The following is a 17,393-nucleotide window of genomic DNA, read 5'->3' as shown; positions in this document are numbered from 1 at the left end:
CCGCGGCCACAAGGGGTCGTACCCCGTCCGGGGTACGACCCCACGCGTCCGGGGTGCGGGTCCACGTCTCAATCAACCGTTTAGAACTTATACGTCGCCTTCACATAAAACGTCCGGCCCAGCGGGTCCGTGTAACGCGGATCGTAACCACTCTGGAACGTCGTGCCCTGGTTGGTATAAGGCGGATTGGTGTCGAACAGATTCTTGATCCCCACCGTCAAATCCGTATTCCTGATCCCCGCATAGCTGACCGACAGCGAATACGTCGAATACGCCCGCACCTTGTGGTAATACGCCTCGGCGACGTCGTTCTGATCGACATATCCGCTCATATACTTGTTGGCGAAACTCGCGCCCCACGGCCCGTTCTTCCAATTGATCGCGGCGTTGTGCTTCCAGCGGAACACCGGGGTATTCTCCGCGTACACGCCGACGTTTTGAACGTAGGCGCCGCCGGGTTCGTTCTGATATTCATAGCTGTGCACCCAGGTGCCATCGACCACGAAGCTGACATCCCCGGCCGCGCCGCGCGGCAGCTTCCAGCGCAGGCTGGCGTCGATGCCCGAGGTGTGCACCTCGCCCAGGTTGTCCAGCACCGCGTTCACATACTGCAAGGTCTTGCCGTCGGCCGAGTACACGAAGTAGCTGGCGTACTTGTCGTAGTTGTCGAAGATGGTGGTTTCCGACACCGTGCCGATCTTGTCCTTGATCTTGATGTTGAAGTAGTCGAGCGACATGCTGACGGCATTGGTCGGCTCGAACACCGCGCCGAGGCTGAAGGTCTTGGATTTCTCCGGCTTCAGGCCGATGTTGCCGCCGCTGCGGATGGTTTGCTGCTGGTTGCACGCCAGGTTGGGATTGGCGCCCGCCACCGCGGTGCCGCCCGGGCACAGCACCGGATCGTCGTACGAATTGCTGGTGAAGGTGGAGGTGGCCGGGCCGTGCAGGTCGTACAGGGTCGGCGCGCGGAAGCCGGTGTTGTACGAGGTGCGCAGCATCAACTGCTTGGCCGGTTGCCAGCGCAGGCCGATCTTGGGGTTGAAGCTGCCGCCGACATCGTTGTAGTGGTCGTAGCGGGCGGCCATCGACAACTCCACGTCCCTGGCCAGCGGCACGCTCAGCTCCGAGTACAGCGCCGCGATGTTGCGCTGGCCGGCCTGGTCCTGGGCGTCGGCGTAGCCCGAGCTCGACGCCTGCGAGGCCAGCTCGGTGTTGACATCGTAGCTGGCCTTGTCGTGACGGAACTCGGTGCCCAGCGCGAAGCCGACCGCGCCCGCCGGCAAGCGGTAGATCTCGCGGCTGACCTTGGCGTCGACGCCGACGCTGGTCATCTTGGCCGACAGGTATTCGCCGCGCAGCTGGGCCGCGTCGAGGTAGGCCTGGCCGGCGGCCGATTGCGCGCCGAACGGATTCAGCACGCCGCTGAGCACGCCCGCCCGCATCAGCGAGTCGTTGGTGTAGCCGCCGGTGAAGGCGCTGCTGGCCTTGCTGATGGCCCAGGTCAGGCCGACGTTGTAGTCCCAGCCGGCCACCAGGCCTTCCGCGCCGAGCACCAGGCGGTCGGAGATGCTGGTGTCGTAGCCCATGCGGTTGCCGGCGGCCACGGTGCGCCAGTTGACGCTGAGGTCCTCGCCGCTCAGGCCGGCGACGGCCGGCACGCCGGCGCTGCCGCCCGGGTAGTAGGGGCTGGCCGAGGTCAAGGTCAGGCCCGTCAGCGGCGACGGCGCGATGGCGCTGGCGTTGGTGCTGCGGCTGTGCAGGTATTCGACGCTGGCGAGGTTGTCGCCGCCGAGCTTGAAGGTGGCCTTGCCGAGGAAGGATTCCTGCTGCGTCTTCGGAATCGCCTGGATGTATTGCGTGGTGTCGGTGCGGCAGGTGCCGTTGGCGGTGTTGGCGATCAATCCCTTGCCGACGCAGCCGCCGGCGTAGTACGGGTTGCCGGTGATGCCGTTGTCGGAGAAGAAGTTGCCCGGCTGCGAGGTGCCGCTGCTGTTGTTGACGCCGCGGTCGGGCCGCACGCTGGTGCTGGCGAAGTCGCGCTCGGCGGCGGCCAGCGCGGTCTGCTTGTGCAAGTCGACCACGCCGAAGAAGTTGTAGCCGTCCTTGTCGAGGTCGCCGAAGCCGCCCGACAGGTTCAGGCGCGATTCGGCGCCGGCGCCGCTGGCCTGCGGCTGGAAGCGCTCGACGCTGACGGTCAGGCCCCGCACCTCGCGCTTGGTGATGAAGTTGATCACGCCGCCGATGGCGTCGGTGCCGTAGATGGCCGAGGCGCCGTCGCGCAGCACCTCGACCCGTTCCAGCGCCGACAGCGGAATGATGTTGAGGTCGACGCTGGAACCGTTGAACGGGTGGCTGGCGATGCGCCGGCCGTTGAGCAGCACCAGGGTCTTGTTGGCGCCCAGGCCGCGCAGGTCGGCGCTGGCCACGCCGCCGGTGCCGGAGCCGACCGACTGGCTGCTGCCGGTCGCGCTCTGGTTCATCGAAATGGTGTTGAGCACCTCGGCGGCGGTGGTCAGGCCCTGCTTGACGAAGTCGCTGGCCTTGATGGTGGTGATCGGCAGCGCCGTCTCCGAGGCCAGGCGCTTGATGCTGGAACCGGTCACTTCGACGCGCTGCATGCCGGCGTCGTCGCCGTCGGCGGACGCCTGCATCTGTGCCTGCGCCTGCGCGCCGGCCGCCAGGGTGCCTGCGAACACCAGTCGCAGCGCGCGGGACATCGCTCTTTCAATGATCATTGTTATTACTCCTGCTCGATATGGGGATGGGTGGGTTTTCATCTGCGTCCTGGCCTGGGCTCTTGGCACAAGCGGGGCGAGCCATCAAAACATTCGGCATGCCGGGCGGACAATGACCATTCAATAACAGTGCCGATAACCAACAGTGGCAAACGCTCACACCTGTAAAGAGGGTTTTGTGCGCCCAGCGCGCCGGCGCGGAACGGGCCCGGCGCGGCGCCGATTACAATTGGTCACAGCCGATAAGATGTAAAGAGGAACGGGCAGGTGTAAAGTTTTGTAGGGACGTCGTTGAGGCGGCTTAAGAAATGACTTGCCAAGCGCGGCACGTTGGCGTTATAGTAATTCCACGATATCTGCTTAATACCCGTCGAACACGTTCATGATCCACTTCTTCTTTACCGGCTACTTTTACTTTAGCGATTCCAACCTCAAGGCGGTGGAGTAGCGGCCGGTGCACGTGGAAGTAAAAACGAGTTCCCGCAAATCCTGAAAAAACCGCCTGTCGAGGCGGTTTTTTTTCACCCCGACATTTTGATAACTTGGAGAACAGCATGCCCCGTACCGACGATCTGCGCATCCGCGAGATGAAGGAATTGACCCCGCCGTCCCACCTGATCCGCGAGTTCGCCTGCAGCGACGCCGCCGAGCACACGGCCGCCAACGCCCGCGTCGCGCTGCACCGCATCCTGCACGGCCAGGACGACCGCCTGATGGTGGTCATCGGCCCGTGCTCGATCCACGATCCGAAGGCGGCCATGGAGTACGCCCGCCGCCTGGTCCAGCTGCGGCGCGAACTGGCCGGCGACCTCGAGATCGTCATGCGCGTGTACTTCGAGAAGCCGCGCACCACCGTCGGCTGGAAGGGCATGATCAACGATCCGTACATGGACAGCAGCTTCCGCATCAACGACGGCCTGCGCATGGCGCGCGAACTGCTGCGCGACATCAACGAGCTGGGCCTGCCGGCCGGCACCGAATACCTCGACGTCATCAGCCCGCAGTACGTCGCCGACCTGATCAGCTGGGGCGCGATCGGCGCCCGCACCACCGAATCGCAGGTGCACCGCGAGCTGGCGTCGGGCCTGTCGTGCCCGGTCGGCTTCAAGAACGGCACCGACGGCAACGTCAAGATCGCCGTCGAGGCGATCAAGGCGGCCTCGCAGCCGCACCATTTCCTGTCGGTGACCAAGGGCGGCCACTCGGCCATCGTCTCGACCAGCGGCAACGAGGATTGCCACATCATCCTGCGCGGTGGCAAGACGCCCAACTACGACGCCGCCAGCGTCGAGGAGGCCTGCAAGGCGATCGCCGCGCAAGGCCTGGCCGCGCGCCTGATGATCGACGCCTCGCACGCCAACAGCTCGAAAAAACCGGAGAACCAGGTGCCGGTGTGCGCCGACATCGCCGGCCAGGTGGCCGGCGGCGACAGCCGCATCGTCGGCGTGATGGTCGAGTCGCACCTGGTGGCCGGCCGCCAGGACCTGGTGCCGGGCAAGGAGCTGACCTACGGCCAGTCGGTGACCGACGGCTGCATCGATTGGGACAGCAGCGTGCAGGTGCTGCAGGGCCTGGCCGCCGCCGTGCGCCAGCGCCGGCTTGCCACCCAGGCAGGGGAAGCTGCATCGAAGTAATACCGCGCACGCCACGGCGCGCCGGACGCTACACTCCGGCAACACAAACGGCCCCAATCGCCATATGGGGCCGTTTGTTTTTGCGTTGCACTCCACCGCCTGTTGTAAGAACCCCGAATCGGCGCCCGAGCCCGGTTGACAGTTAATTCCATGGCATGTTTTTATGTCAACCACGTTCGGTTCTTGAGCGCCGTTGCCGGTCTTTTTCCCAAACAATAGCGGAGGTTGATGATGATGCAGGAAACAGTGTTATGCCGTTCGTTGCGCCAAGTGTTCGCCGGGGGCGCCTATGCCTGCTGCGCGCTCGGCGTGCTGGCCTGGCCGGCCCCGGCGCGCGCGCAGGAGGCGGCCACCGGCAACCCGATCATGCCGCGGGTGGAGATCACCGGCTCGTCGATCAAGCGCATCGCGCGCGAGGGGGCGTTGCCGGTGCAGGTGCTCACGGCCGCCGAGATCAAGCAGAGCGGCGCCACCTCGGCCACCGAGCTGATCCAGATGCAGCCGTCGATGCAGGGCTTCGTGCCGGCGTCCAGCTCGGTCAATGGCGGCGGCGCCGGCGTCACCACGGCGGCGCTGCACTCGCTGCCGTCGAAGTACACCCTGGTGCTGCTCGACGGCCAGCGCATGGCGCCGAGCGCGCTCGGCTCGAGCCAGGGCGGCGGCTACGCGGTCAACATCGAGAGCATCCCGCTCGAGGCGGTCGAGCGGGTCGAGATCCTGGCCGACGGCGCCTCGGCGCTGTACGGCTCGGACGCGATCGCCGGCGTCGTCAACTTCATCCTCAAGAAGGATCTGACCAAGGGCGAGATGTACGCCACCTACGGCCAGCCCAAGAAGAACGGCGGCGCGTGGTCGAGCGCCGGCATCACCAAGGGCTGGGGCGACCTCGAGAAGGACCGCTGGAACATCCTGGCCTCGTACAGCCACGAGGAGGAGGAGCGGCTGACGGCGCTGCAGCGCGACTTTTCGGCGCGCGGCGCCTTCTTCCGCTTCGGCAGCGGCGGGCGCCAGTATTATTTCGACCAGCGCACCGGCAACACCGAGCCGGCCAACATCACCTTCAACGTGCGCCCGCGCGGCTCGGCCGACACGGTCGAGACCAGCGGCGTGGCGATCAATCCCTACCTGGCCGCCAACGGCAATTGCGGCGGCCCGCTGGCCGGCCCGCAGGGCACGCAATGCCGCTTCAACTACGGCGCGACGGTGGAGGACATCCCCGGCTCGCACCGCGACAGCGGCCTGCTCAAGGGCACCCTCAAGCTCAACGACACGACCTCGCTGTGGGGCGAGCTGGTGCTGTCGAGCTATTCGATGACGGCGCAGTTCGCGCCGTCGGCGCAGCCGATGGGCGTCAACACCACCGACCGCTTCCCGCAGCTGTACGCGCGCTACGTGCAGCCCTACCTGAACGCCAACAACCTGGAAAACCCCAGCGGCGAGGCGACCCTGGGCTACCGTTCGGTGCTGATCGGCGGGCGCGCCGACGAGTACACCACCGACGCCCGCCACTTCGCCGCCGGCATCGACGGCAACCACTTCGGCTGGACCTGGAACGCCAGCCTGATCCTGTCCAAGACCAAGCTCAAGGATATCGCCGCCGGCGGCTATTCCGACTACGACAAGCTGGCCGCGCTGGTCGCCTCCGGCGCCTACGATCCGGTCACCGGCGTCGGCGCCGAGCAGTTGCGCGGCGCGCTGGTCAACGGCACCGAGTTCTCCACCACCGACTCCAAGCTCAACACGCTGCACGCGGCCGCGCAGCACGACATGCTCGCCCTGCCGGGCGGGATGTCCATCGTCTCGCTGGGCGGCGACTACGCGAAGACGCGCTACCAGACCGCCTACCATCCAACCATCCTGTCGGGCTCGGGCTATTCGACGCAGCCGGCGTCGTCCAACTATCCGGTCGGCGGCAACTATGGCCAGGTGCCGTTCGATGCCAAGCGCGACAACTGGGGCGTGTTCACCGAGATGCTGCTGCCGGTCAGCAAGACCCTGGAGGCGACCCTGGCCGGCCGCTACGACAGCTACGGCAAGACCGACAGCGGCTACATCTTCGAGCGGCTGGCCGACGCCAGCGGCGTGCGCCAGCGCCTGCCCGGCGGCGAGGTCGGCAACGACTTCAGCTCGGCCACGTACAAGGTCAGCGCGCGCTGGACGCCGCTCGACACGGTGCTGCTGCGCGCCTCGTACGGCACCGGCTTCAAGGCGCCCAACATCAACGACATCGCCGGCTCGCCGACCTTCTTCGGCAGCACGGCCGGCAGCTACGCCTGCCCGTTCCCCGGCTCGCGCGGCTGCCAGGTGGGGCAGGCGCAATACGACCTGCTGACCGGCCCCAACGGCGCCAGCGGCGACGAGGGCCTGCAGCCGGAAAAATCGAAGCAATGGACCATCGGCGGGCGGGTCGAGCCGCTGGCCGGCCTGTCGCTGGGGCTCGATTTGTGGAACGTGCGCATCCGCAACCAGGTGCTGTCGGCGGGCGTGCCGGAGCAGGTCGGCTTCGCCAATCCGCAGGCGTACCAGCGGCTGTTCGTCAATCCGTATCCCGATCCGGCCGGCTACACGACGATCGGCTACATCCTGGCGCCGATCAACGGCGGCGTGGCCAATTACCGCGGCGTCGACTGGGACTTCAGCTTCCGCCACAAGACCCGCATCGGCGACCTGCGCGCCGGGTGGACCGGCACCTACATGCTCAAGCAGAACTACACGACCACCGCCGGCGGCGAGGTGCAGTCGGACCTGGGCCGGTTCGGGCCGGACAACGCGGTGGTGTTCCGCTTGCAGAGCCATTTGAACCTGAGCCTGGTCACGGGCAAGCTGACCAACACGCTGACGGCCAATTATCGTTCCGGGTATCACGACCAGGCCTATCCGCTCGACACGGCGATCTTCGCGGTCAATCCGGACGGCGGCATCGGCGACTCGGTGGCGTTCGAGGGCTTGCGCACGGCGTCGTACACCACCTTCGATTGGCAGGGCAAGTATGATTTCGGCGCGTTCGCGCTGACGGCCGGGATCAAGAACCTGTTCGACCGCGATCCGCCGTTGACGCTGCAGAACGCCGGGGGCGGCAACCAGCTGGGCTACGACGCGCGGTACAGCGATCCGCGCGGGCGCTCGTTCTACATCACCGGTAATTACCGGTTCTGACGCGGTGTTGGCGGCGCCGTGGCGGATTACGGCGTCCCGCCTAATCCGCCCTACGTGGTTCAGACATTCCGGCGAGTGCTTGGCCCGGTACCATAGGATAAGACGGAAACACGTAGGGCGGATTAGCGCAGCGTAATCCGCCAGGCGCCGCCCGCGACGCAAAAAAAAAGGACTCCGAAGAGTCCTTTTTTTATCATTCCACGCCGGCTTAGAACTTGTAGTTGCCGGTCAGGTAGAAGGTGCGGCCCAGCGCGTCGGTGTAGCGCGGGTCGAAGCCGGACTGGTTGCCGCCGCCGGCGTTGCGCATGGTGAACGGCGGGTCGATGTTGGCCAGGTTCTTGATGCCGGCGGTCAGCGTGAACTGCTTGCTGAACTGGGCCTTGGTCTGCCAGTCGAACGTGGTGTACGAGCTCACCCGGCGCGTCAGCGGCACATAGTCGCCCAGGCTGCCGTCGGCCAGCACTTCACGCACGACCGAGTTGTCCTCGGTGTACTCCTGGTCGGCGTAACCCGAATGGTAGTTGGCCGTCAGCGAGTGGGTGAACATCTCGGTGCGCAGCGACGCGGTCAGCTTCGAGATCACGCGGAACGTGACGTCGGCGTACGAGTTGAAGCGGCCGATGTTTTTCTCCAGGCCGGTGCCGGGGTTGTCCTGTTCGGCCTTGGTCATGAAGGTACCGGTCCACTGCACGTTGACCTTGCCCAGCGAGGTGTTGGTCTTGTAGCTGTGGTCCCAGTCGATACCCTGGTAGTGCGCGGTGGACAGGTTGAACGGGGTCAGCGCGGCCACCAGCACGTTCTGCTTCTGGATCGGGTCGAAGTAGGTGCGCAGCAGGCTGTCGTAGACGGCCGGATTGCCGAACACCAGGTCTTCCGACAAGGTCTGGATCTGGTTCTTCAGCTTGACGTCCCACAAATCGAAGCCGAACGACAGGCTCGGGATCGGTTCCAGACGGAAGCCCAGCGTCGCCTGTTTCGATTCCTCCGGCTTGAGCGCGCCGGCGCCCACGGCGGCGTTACCACCGGTCAGCAGGCCGTATTCGGCCTTGCCGTTACACAGCTTGAAGCGCGGGTCGGACGGCGCCGTGATCGGGCAGTTGTGGAATTGCGACGAACCACCGTTGACCAGCGGCTTGACGATGTTGGTCAGGGTCGGCGCCTTGAAGCCGGTGCCGTAGGAGCCGCGGATCAGCAGCGAGTCCAGCGGATTCCAGCGCAGCGCCAGCTTGTAGGTGGCTTTGCTGGCGGTCTCGCCCTGCTTGCCCGAGCCGATCAGGTTGCCGTCGGCGTCGAAGTTCTTGTTGTTGGTGACGGCGCCGAAACTATCGTAACGGGTCGACGCGGTCAGATCCATGCTTTTCAGCACCGGCAGCAGCAACTCGCCATACGTGCCCCAGTTCTTGCGGCTGGCGTCGATCGGCAGGGCGCCGGCGCCACCGCCGACGATGGCGTCGGTGAAGTCGGGCTGCTGCTTGTTGGTGCCTTGCGAGTACGCGTCCGGGGCTTCCGAATACTTCTGGCGGGTGAAGTCGGCGCCGACCGCCAGTTGGGCCGCGCCCGCCGGCATCTTGAACACTTCGGTCGTGGCGCTGGCCTGCAGCTGGTCGATGCTCGATTTGGTGACGCTGAACTCGTTGGTCAGCACGGCCGGGGCCAGCACGGCCTGCGAGGTGCCCGGCGGCGCGAACGGATCGAATTTGCCGGAGGTGACCAGGGCGTCGAACGCGTTCAGGCTCATGTAGCCGCCGGCGGCGGTGTCGGTCTGCTTGTTTTCCGAATGGGTGAAGGCGGCGCGGTAGTCGAAGCCTTTGAACGTGCCGTCGACGCCGAAGGCCAGGTGCTTGGCGACGGTTTTGTAGCGGTCGGCGCGGCCGCCGGCGTCGGCCAGACGCAGGTTCATCGTCGTGCTGTCGACGGTGGCGCCGGCCGGCACGCCCAGGCGGCTCAGGTAGGGCGCGATCGATTTGGCGTACAGCGCGCTGTTGAGCGGCACGCCCAGCGGCTGGGCCGGCGGGGCGTACTGGGCGGTGTTGCTGAACGACGAGCCCAGCGCTTCGGCGAAGAAGTTGGCGTTCTCGTTGATCTTGGCGTTGAACGAGGCGAAGACGCTATCGCGCTTCAGGCTCGGGGTGTTTTGCACGGTGGCCGAATAGTCGTACAGGCAACGGTTGCCGACGCGGAACAGGTTGGGGCCGTTGCAGGCGCCGGTGGCGAACAGGTTGGGGCTGAAGGCCTTGCTGCCGGGGGTGCCATCGGCTTCGGTGTACTTGACGGTGGCGGTGCCGGGAATCGAGTTCGAGCTCAACTGGTACAGGCTGTAGGCCTTGCCGTCCTTGTAGAACGGCACCACGCCGCTCTTGGAGAAGTCGCTGTCCTTGGCCCAGGACGCCTGGGTCTCGTCGTGGGCGGCCGACACCAGGATGTTGTAGCCGTCTTTTTCCAGCTCGCCCCAGCCCTTGGAGATCGACGCGGTCGTGGTCTGGCCGTGGCGGCTGCCCGGCTGGCTGTAGGAGACGTCGACGATGGCGTCGGTCTGGTTTTTCTTGAGGATGAAGTTGACCACGCCGGCGATCGCGTCCGAGCCGTACAGGGTGTTGGCGCCGTCGGTCAGGATCTCGACCTTCTCGACCGCCGCCAGCGGGATGCTGGCCAGGTTGACGGTGGAGCCGGAGGTGGCCGGGGCCAGGCGGCGGCCGTTCAACAGCACCAGCGTGTAGCCTTCGCCGATCGAGTGGATCGACGCCGACTGCAGGCCGCCGCCGCCGCCGTTGACCGACATCGACGAGGTGGTGAAGCCTTGCATCGACGGCAGCGTGGCGATCAGGTCGGCGACGCTGGTGGCGCCGCTTTGTTCGATCTGGGCCTTCGACAGCGTTTGCACCGGCAGCGCGCCCTCGGCGGTGATGCGTTTGATGCTGGAGCCGGTGATCTCCACGCGCTGGATCGGCGCGTCGGCGGTTTGCGCCACGGCGGCGTGCATGCCCAGCGCCAGGCCGCTGGCACAGATCAGGCGTACGGATCGCGACAATACTGTTTCAACCATCATTGTTAAGCTCCCAATTCAAAACGTGTACACGGGTGTGTTTTAGTTAATTTTTTTCGGCGGTCGCACCGCCGCGAAAAAAACATGAACGTTCTTTTCATCTCGCTATCAAATCACCCGGCGCAAATGACTGTCAATCTGCAATGCATGGCACAAACGCGCAAATGCCATAGCCCGTTTGGCCGCCGCGCGGGCCAAAAGGAGGCGCGAAAACGCTTTAATTTGGTGCATTACCCAGCGCCATGTCGTGAAAAATTGGTTTGCTATCAAAAAAGAAGTGAATCTCCGGCGGTCGTCTCCCTGGTTGCCACATGGTTGTGCAAAATTAATCATCGTGAATCTGGATTAATGTTTTTACGTAACGTTACATTTATGCGACAGATGCCGGCCGGCGCCGCGCGCGCCGGCGCCCCCCCAAAAAAAAGGACTCCGAAGAGTCCTTTTGATGCGTCCGGCCCGTTTTAGAACTTGTAGGTGCCGGTCAGGTAGAAGGTGCGGCCGAGCGGGTCGGCGTAGCGGCCGTCGTAGCCCACCTGGTTGCCGCCGCCGGAGTTACGCACCGAGAACGGTGGGTCCTTGTCCAGCAGGTTGCGGATACCGGCCGTGATGGTCAGGTTCTTCACGTAGTCGAGCTTGAGCTGGTAATCGGCCGTCGTGTACGAACTGACGTCGCGGTCCATCGCCACCACGCCGCCGATGCTGCCGTCGGCGTTGACCGAGCGAACCGCCGCGTCGTCTTCGGTGATCGGCTTGTCATGGTAGCCGGAACGGTAGTTGAGGGTCAGCGAGTTGCTCAGCTTGTTGGAGGTCTTGAGCGCGAACACCAGCTTCGAGACCACGCGGAACACCACGTCGTCGTAGGAGTTGAAGCGGCCGATCGATTTCTCGAGGCCGACGCCGGGCACGTCCTGCTCGGCCTTGAGCATATAGGTACCGGTCCAGTTGACGCTGGCGCGGCCGATCGGGGTGTTGCCGCGCAGGGTGGTGTCCCAGTCGATGCCGCGGAAGTGCGACGACGCCAGGTTCAGCGGCGAACGCACGGCCACCAGCACATTGCTCTTCTGGATAGGGTCGGCGTAGACGGCGATCCACTGGTTGGCCAGCACCGGGTTGGTGAACAGCTGGTCCTGCGAGAACGTGCGGATCTGGTTCTTCAGCTTGACGTCCCACATGTCGAGGCCGAACGAGATGGCGGTGCTCGGCTCGAGGCGGAAGCCCAGCGTGGCCTGCTTGGACGTTTCCGCCTGCAGCGCGCCGGCGCCGGTGGCCGGGTTGCCGCGGTCGAGCAGGCCGTATTCCGACGAGCCGGGACGGCAGTAGACGGCGCGCGGGTCCGGCGCCTTGACCGGGCAGGGGAACGAGTTCGACGAGCCGGCGTTCTTCAGCGGGTCGGCCACGTTGTTCATCGTCGGCGCCTTGAAGCCGGTGCCGTACGAGCCGCGCAGCAGCAGCGACTGGGTCGGGGTGTAGCGCGCGGCCAGCTTGTAGGTGGCCTTGGCGACGTCCTCGCCGACCTTGCCGGCCGGCGATGGGTTGCCGCTCGAATCGTAGCTGACGTTTTTCTTGTCGACGGCGTCGTAGCTGTCGTAGCGCACGGCGGTGGTCACTTCCAGGTCCTTCATGACCGGCATCAGCAGTTCGGCGAAGGCGCCCCAGTTGTTGCGGGTGGCGTCGAGCGCCTGCGAACCGGTGCCGCCGCCGATTTCCACGTCGGTCCAGCCCGGGTTGCCGGGGCCGGGGCCCATGGCGATGCGCGACGGATTGTCCTTGTAGCTTTGGCGGGTGAAGTCGGCGCCGGTGCCCAGCGCGGCGCTGCCGCCCGGCAGCGTGAACACTTCACGCGAGGCGTGCGCGCTGACCACGTCGATCTTCGACCGGATCACGTCCAGTTCCTGCTGCAGCACGGCCGGGGCCAGCGTGGCCGCCGCGCCGGGGTTCGAGACGAACGGGTTATAGGCGCCGGTGCGCACCAGTTCCTCGAACTTGTTGCCGCTCATATAGCCGGCCACGGCGGTGTCGATCTGCTTGTTCTGCGAGTGGGTGTAGGCCGCGCCCACGTCCCAGCCGCCCAGCGAGCTGTCCACGCCGAGCACGATGTGGGCGGCGTCGGTGCGGTATTCGTCGGTGCGGCCGCCGGCGTCGGCGCCGCGGTAGTACAGCAGCGCGTCGGTGACGTCGTTCGGGTTGACGCCCTGGCCGGCCAGCAGCGGCACCACCGAGTTGTTATACGCGCCCACATAGTTGTTGTTGACGGTCTTGACGCCGGTGACCGGGTCGGTGCTGAACACGGTCAGCGGCTGGGCCGCCGCCGCGTAGCGCGCGGTGTTGGTGAACTTCGACAGCACCACTTCGCTGAACATGGTGGTGTCCTTGCCCAGGCGCAGGGTGCCGTTGGCGAACACGCTGTCGCGCTTCAGTTGCGGCAGCAGCTGCACGGTGGCGGCGTAGTCGTAGCGGCAGGCGCCGCTGCGCGAGAAGGTGTTGGCCTGGGTGCAGCCGCCCTTGTTGAGCAGATCGGTGTTGAGCACGACGTCGTCGTTGGGGGTGACCACCTCGACGTTGGCCGGGGTCGAGTTGATGCTGGTCTGCCAGGTCGCGTACTGCTTGCCGTTCTGGGTGAACTTGTGCACGCCGGAGTTGGCGAAGCTGCGCTGGGACGCGTTCAGCGCCTTTTGCTCGTCGTGGCTGTACGACAGCTGGACGTTGTAGCCGTCGGTGTCGAAGTCGCCGAAGCCCTTGGAGATCGAGAAGTTGGTGGTGTGGCCGCCCGATTTTTCCGGCGCCGTCAGCGTGCCGTCGATGACCAGGTCGCGCTGGTTCTTTTTCAGGATGAAGTTGATGACGCCGGCGATGGCGTCCGAGCCGTACAAGGTCGAGGCGCCGTCGGTCAGGATCTCGACGCGTTCGACGGCGGCCAGCGGGATGCTGGCCAGGTTGACGGCGCTGCCGGTGCCGTACGGCGCCATGCGGCGGCCGTTGAGCAGCACCAGCGTGTATTGGGTACCGAGCGCGTGCACCGAGGCGGTCTGCACGCCGGCGCCGCCGCCGTTGACGGAGGCCGAGGAGGTGATGAAGCCCTGCATCGACGGCAGTTGCGCGACCAGGTCGGCGACGTTGTTGACGCCGCTCTGATCGATATCGGCGCGGGTCAGCGTTTGCACCGGCAGCGAACCTTCCTTGGCGATCCGTTTGATCGACGAACCGGTGATTTCGACGCGCGTCATGGTGTCCGGCGCCGCGTCGGTTTGTGCCACGGCGGCCTGCATGCCCAGGGCCATGAGGCCGCCGGCGCACACCAGGCGTACCGATCGTGCCAATACTGTTTCAACCATCATATGTTGCTCTCCCAATTTCAAAACGATGCACACTCTTTGTTATCGGCGGTTCGCCGTCGAAGAAAACGTTCTTCATCTGTGCATCAGATCACCGGGCATGATTTGCTGTCAATATGCAAATCATGCAAAAAGCACTACTGCGTTTTTGTCCACCCGGGCCGGCGTGCCTCAAATTGGTACGAGATAACGCTCTAATTTGGTGCAATGGGGGCGGTGGCATGAGGAAAAATCGGATTGCTATCAAAAAATAAGCGAATATGCGGTGGTGCGGGGGGGCGTGCAACATGATTGTGCATGAACAATCATCGTGAATTTGTGTTAATGCTTATACAGAACGTTACATTTATCCCACAGGATCGCCGCGGCCATGAAAAAACCCGGACACGCCTGGCGGCGGGTCCGGGTACCGCCGGTGCTGGCACCGGCGCTGGAGGGCGGGGAAAGGCTTAGAAGGTGTAGCTGCCGCGCAGGTAGATCGCGCGGCCGACGGCGTCGGTGTAGCGCGGATCGTAGCCTTTCTGGAACAGCGTGCCCTGGTTGGAGAACGGCGGGTCCTTGTCGAGCAGGTTCTTGACGCCGGCCGTCAGGCTCACGCCCTTGAAGCCGGTGTAGGTGGCCGACAGGTTCCACAGGCTGTACGACGGCACCTTGTTCAGGTACTGGTCGGCGATGTCGAGGTTCTGGTCGGTGTAGCCGGACTTGTACGACTGCGCCAACGTCGCCGCCCACACACCCAGGCGCCAGTTCAGCGCGGCGTTGTGCTTCCAGCGGAACACCGGATTGTTGGCGGCGTAGCGGCCGACGTTCTGGATGAACGGGCCGTTGCGTTCGTCCTGGTACTCATACTTGTGGACGTAGGTGCCGTCGACGGTCAAGGTGAAGTTGCCGTACGCGCTGTTACCCGAACGCAAGGTCAGGCTGACGTCGAGGCCGTCGGTGTTGACCTTGCCCAGGTTTTCCTTCAAGTCCAGGATGGCGTACGGCGTGCCGTCCGGGTTGCGCAGGAAGCGCGCCTGGTACTTGGCGTAGTCGCCGTAAATGGCTTCCTCGGGCAGCGCGTTGATCTTGTCCTTGAGCTTGATGTTCCAGTAGTCGACCGACAACGTCGCCTGCGGGATCGGCTCGACCACCACGCCGAAGGCGAAGGTTTTCGATTTTTCCGGGCTCAGGTTTTGGTTGCCGCCCTGCAGCTTGTACTGTTGCAGGTCGCAATCGCGCAGCGGGTTGGCGATCGGGTTGTTGGCCAGCACGCCGCCGGGGCACAGGATCGGGTCGTTGTACGAGTTGTTGGTGTCGTTCTTCGACTGCGGCGCGTTCTTCTCGAACAGGGTCGGCGCGCGGAAGCCGGTCGAGGCCGAGCCGCGCAGCACCACTTGCTTGGTCGGCTGGTAGCGCACGCCCAGTTTCGGGTTGGTGGTGTTGCCGGCGTCGCTGTAATCGTCGAAACGGGTGGCCAGCTGCACTTCCAGGTCCTGGATCAGCGGCAGGTTGAGCTCGCCGAACACGGCCTTGACGGTGCGCGCGCCCTTGGTCGACTGCGAACCGGACAGGCCGGAGCTGGTCGCCTGGCCGGCGATGTCGCGGTTGACGAAGAAGTCGGCCTCTTCGCGGCGCAGTTCGCCGCCGATGGCGATTGCCATCTTGCCGCCCGGCAGGTCCATCAGCTCGCGGCTGGCCTTGGCGTCGATGCCGGTGTTGCGTGTCTTGCCCTTTTGCACCTGGCCGCGCAGCGCGGTGCTGTCCAGATAGGTCTTGCCGGCCGCGTCCTGCTTGCCGAACGGGTTGAGGATGCCGTTGAAGACGCCGGCGGCGAAGCTCTCGTCGCGCACGTAGCCGCCGGTGAAGTACTCGGCCGAACGGCTTTCCGACAAGGTGAAGCCGGTCTTGTAGTCCCAGCCGCCGAGCAGGCCCTCGGCCGAGATGGCGATGCGGTCGGCCGCGCCCTTGGAATTGATCTCGCGCTGGCCGGCCTCGGTCGGACGCCAGTTGACCGTCAGCGGGCCGCCGGACAGGCCGGGCATGGCCGGCACGCCGCCCGAGTTGCCGGGGTAGTATTTACTGGTGATCGGCAGCACCAGGTTGGTCTGCGGCGGCGGCGCCGTGTGCGAGACGACGTCGTTTTCCGAGTGCAGGTACTCGATCGAGGCCTGGTGGTCGTTGTTGATCTTGAAGGTGGCCTTGCCGAAGAAGGCGGTTTGCTTTTGCTCGGGCAGGTCGTCGACCTGGCGCGTGTAGTCCTGTCGGCAGGTGCCGTTGCTGGCGCGCGGCACCGACAGCGGCGCGTCGCAACCGCTGGCGAAGCCGGGGTTGCCGGTGGCGCCGGAGCCGGCGTCGAAGTAGTTGCCCGGGAAAGTCGTGCCGGAGGTCAGGTTCAGGCCGCGCGAGGGGATCACGCCGGTCTTGGAGAACTCGCGCTGCTGCGAGGTCAGGATGTCGATCTTGTGGTGGTCGAACACGCCGAAGACGTTGAAGCCGTCCTTTTCCAGGTCGCCGAAGCCGCTGGAGATGTTGACGCGTTTTTCATCGGCGCCGGGCGCGCGCGGCAGCACCGCCTCGGCGCTGATGGTGGTGGTTTGCACCGAGCGCTTGGTGATGAAGTTGATCACGCCGCCGATGGCGTCGGTGCCATAGATGGCCGAGGCGCCGTCGCGCAGCACCTCGACCCGCTCCAGGGCCGACACGGGAATGATGTTGAGGTCGACGCTGGCGCCGTCGTACGGATGGTTGGCGATGCGCCGGCCGTTGAGCAGCACCAGGGTCTTGTCGCCGCCCAGGCCGCGCAGGTCGGCGCTGGCCGCGCCGCCGGTCGGCAGGCCGCTGCTGTTGCCGCCGACGACGTTGCCGGCGCCGAAGCTCGAACTGTTCGACGGGATGCGGTCGAGCACTTCCTGCGCCGTCGTCAGGCCTTGCTTGACGAAGTCGTCGGCCTTGAACACGGACAGCGGGTTGGCCGTCTCCGACACCAGGCGCTTGATCGAGGAGCCCGTCACTTCGACCCGCTGCATCGGCTGGTCGGCGGTTTGCGCTTGCGCGGCGGGCGCGATCAGGCCCAGGCCCAGCAGACCGCCGGCGCAGACGGCGCGGACGGAGCGTGCCAATATCGTTTCAACCATCATTCTGTTGTTCTCCCAATTCTTTCTATCGATGACCACGGGCGTGATCGCTATCTTTTGTCGGCACATGCCAGTGAAAAAAACGTAACGTTTTCTCCATTCGCCATCAGATCACCCTGCGATATTGCCTGTCAACGTAGAAAGTTTTGCCAATCGCGGACAAACGCAGGATTTCGTGCGACGCGGCGGCGCGCCAAAGCGGCGTCAAAAAACGCTCTAATTTGGTGCCGAGGGTGAAAGAGTGCTGCGAAACATTGGCGCCTTGGCAAAAAAGAAGGGAATGTATTGGGCGCCGTGGTTGCCGCGCCACGGCATGGTGCGCCACCGCAAGTCGTAATTTTCCGATTGGAAAGATACTGGATGTCACATTTTTGCCA

Annotated in this window: 7 protein-coding genes; 3 read left to right on the top strand and 4 right to left on the bottom strand. The window is 65.0% G+C overall.

Going from position 1 to position 17,393, the window contains the following annotated elements:
- Positions 1-80: 80 nt before the first annotated feature.
- Positions 81-2,735 carry a TonB-dependent receptor gene (locus tag JOD97_RS28925; protein ID WP_229264801.1) on the bottom strand — a complete coding sequence of 885 codons (2,655 nt, stop codon included), beginning with the start codon at positions 2,733-2,735 and terminating at the stop codon, positions 81-83.
- 554 nt (positions 2,736-3,289) lie between these two features.
- On the opposite strand from JOD97_RS28925, the gene aroG reads away from it, so the two are divergent.
- Together aroG and JOD97_RS28915 are read left to right on the top strand one after the other, a co-directional pair.
- On the top strand, positions 3,290-4,369 hold the full coding sequence (gene aroG, locus JOD97_RS28920) for a 3-deoxy-7-phosphoheptulonate synthase AroG (protein WP_209726183.1): 1,080 nt from the start codon (positions 3,290-3,292) through the stop codon (positions 4,367-4,369).
- 231 nt (positions 4,370-4,600) lie between these two features.
- Positions 4,601-7,525 (top strand): TonB-dependent receptor domain-containing protein, encoded by a 2,925-nt coding sequence (locus JOD97_RS28915; RefSeq protein WP_229264800.1) that lies wholly within the window; start codon positions 4,601-4,603, stop codon positions 7,523-7,525.
- 208 nt (positions 7,526-7,733) lie between these two features.
- On the opposite strand, the gene JOD97_RS28910 is transcribed toward JOD97_RS28915, so the two are convergent.
- Positions 7,734-10,553, bottom strand: coding sequence for a TonB-dependent receptor domain-containing protein (locus JOD97_RS28910; protein WP_229264799.1), 2,820 nt, complete (start codon positions 10,551-10,553; stop codon positions 7,734-7,736).
- A gap of 99 nt (positions 10,554-10,652) precedes the next feature.
- Here JOD97_RS28910 and JOD97_RS28905 point away from each other — a divergent pair, with 99 nt between their 5' ends.
- The gene (locus JOD97_RS28905; RefSeq protein WP_209726171.1) at positions 10,653-11,033 is read left to right on the top strand and encodes a hypothetical protein; all 381 of its coding nucleotides are present in this window, start codon (positions 10,653-10,655) and stop codon (positions 11,031-11,033) included.
- On the opposite strand, the gene JOD97_RS28900 is transcribed toward JOD97_RS28905, so the two are convergent.
- Both JOD97_RS28900 and JOD97_RS28895 read right to left on the bottom strand, forming a co-directional pair.
- On the bottom strand, positions 11,030-13,903 hold the full coding sequence (locus JOD97_RS28900) for a TonB-dependent receptor domain-containing protein (RefSeq protein ID WP_209726169.1): 2,874 nt from the start codon (positions 13,901-13,903) through the stop codon (positions 11,030-11,032). The genes JOD97_RS28905 and JOD97_RS28900 overlap by 4 nt on opposite strands.
- A gap of 446 nt (positions 13,904-14,349) precedes the next feature.
- The gene (locus JOD97_RS28895; protein ID WP_308937259.1) at positions 14,350-17,001 is read right to left on the bottom strand and encodes a TonB-dependent receptor; all 2,652 of its coding nucleotides are present in this window, start codon (positions 16,999-17,001) and stop codon (positions 14,350-14,352) included.
- Positions 17,002-17,393: the final 392 nt, after the last annotated feature.

Origin of the sequence: Duganella sp. 1411, from assembly GCF_017833525.1 — a bacterium.
GTDB lineage: Bacteria > Pseudomonadota > Gammaproteobacteria > Burkholderiales > Burkholderiaceae_D > Rugamonas.
This window is presented reverse-complemented; position numbering and strand designations above follow the sequence as displayed.

Excerpts from the sequence above, each read along its gene's own strand:
- JOD97_RS28925 (WP_229264801.1), bottom strand. The coding sequence starts at position 2,735 with ATGATCATTGAAAGAGCGATGTCCCGCGCGCTGCGACTGGTGTTCGCA.
- aroG (WP_209726183.1), top strand. The coding sequence starts at position 3,290 with ATGCCCCGTACCGACGATCTGCGCATCCGCGAGATGAAGGAATTGACC.
- JOD97_RS28915 (WP_229264800.1), top strand. The coding sequence starts at position 4,601 with ATGATGCAGGAAACAGTGTTATGCCGTTCGTTGCGCCAAGTGTTCGCC.
- JOD97_RS28905 (WP_209726171.1), top strand. The coding sequence starts at position 10,653 with ATGAACGTTCTTTTCATCTCGCTATCAAATCACCCGGCGCAAATGACT.
- JOD97_RS28900 (WP_209726169.1), bottom strand. The coding sequence starts at position 13,903 with ATGATGGTTGAAACAGTATTGGCACGATCGGTACGCCTGGTGTGCGCC.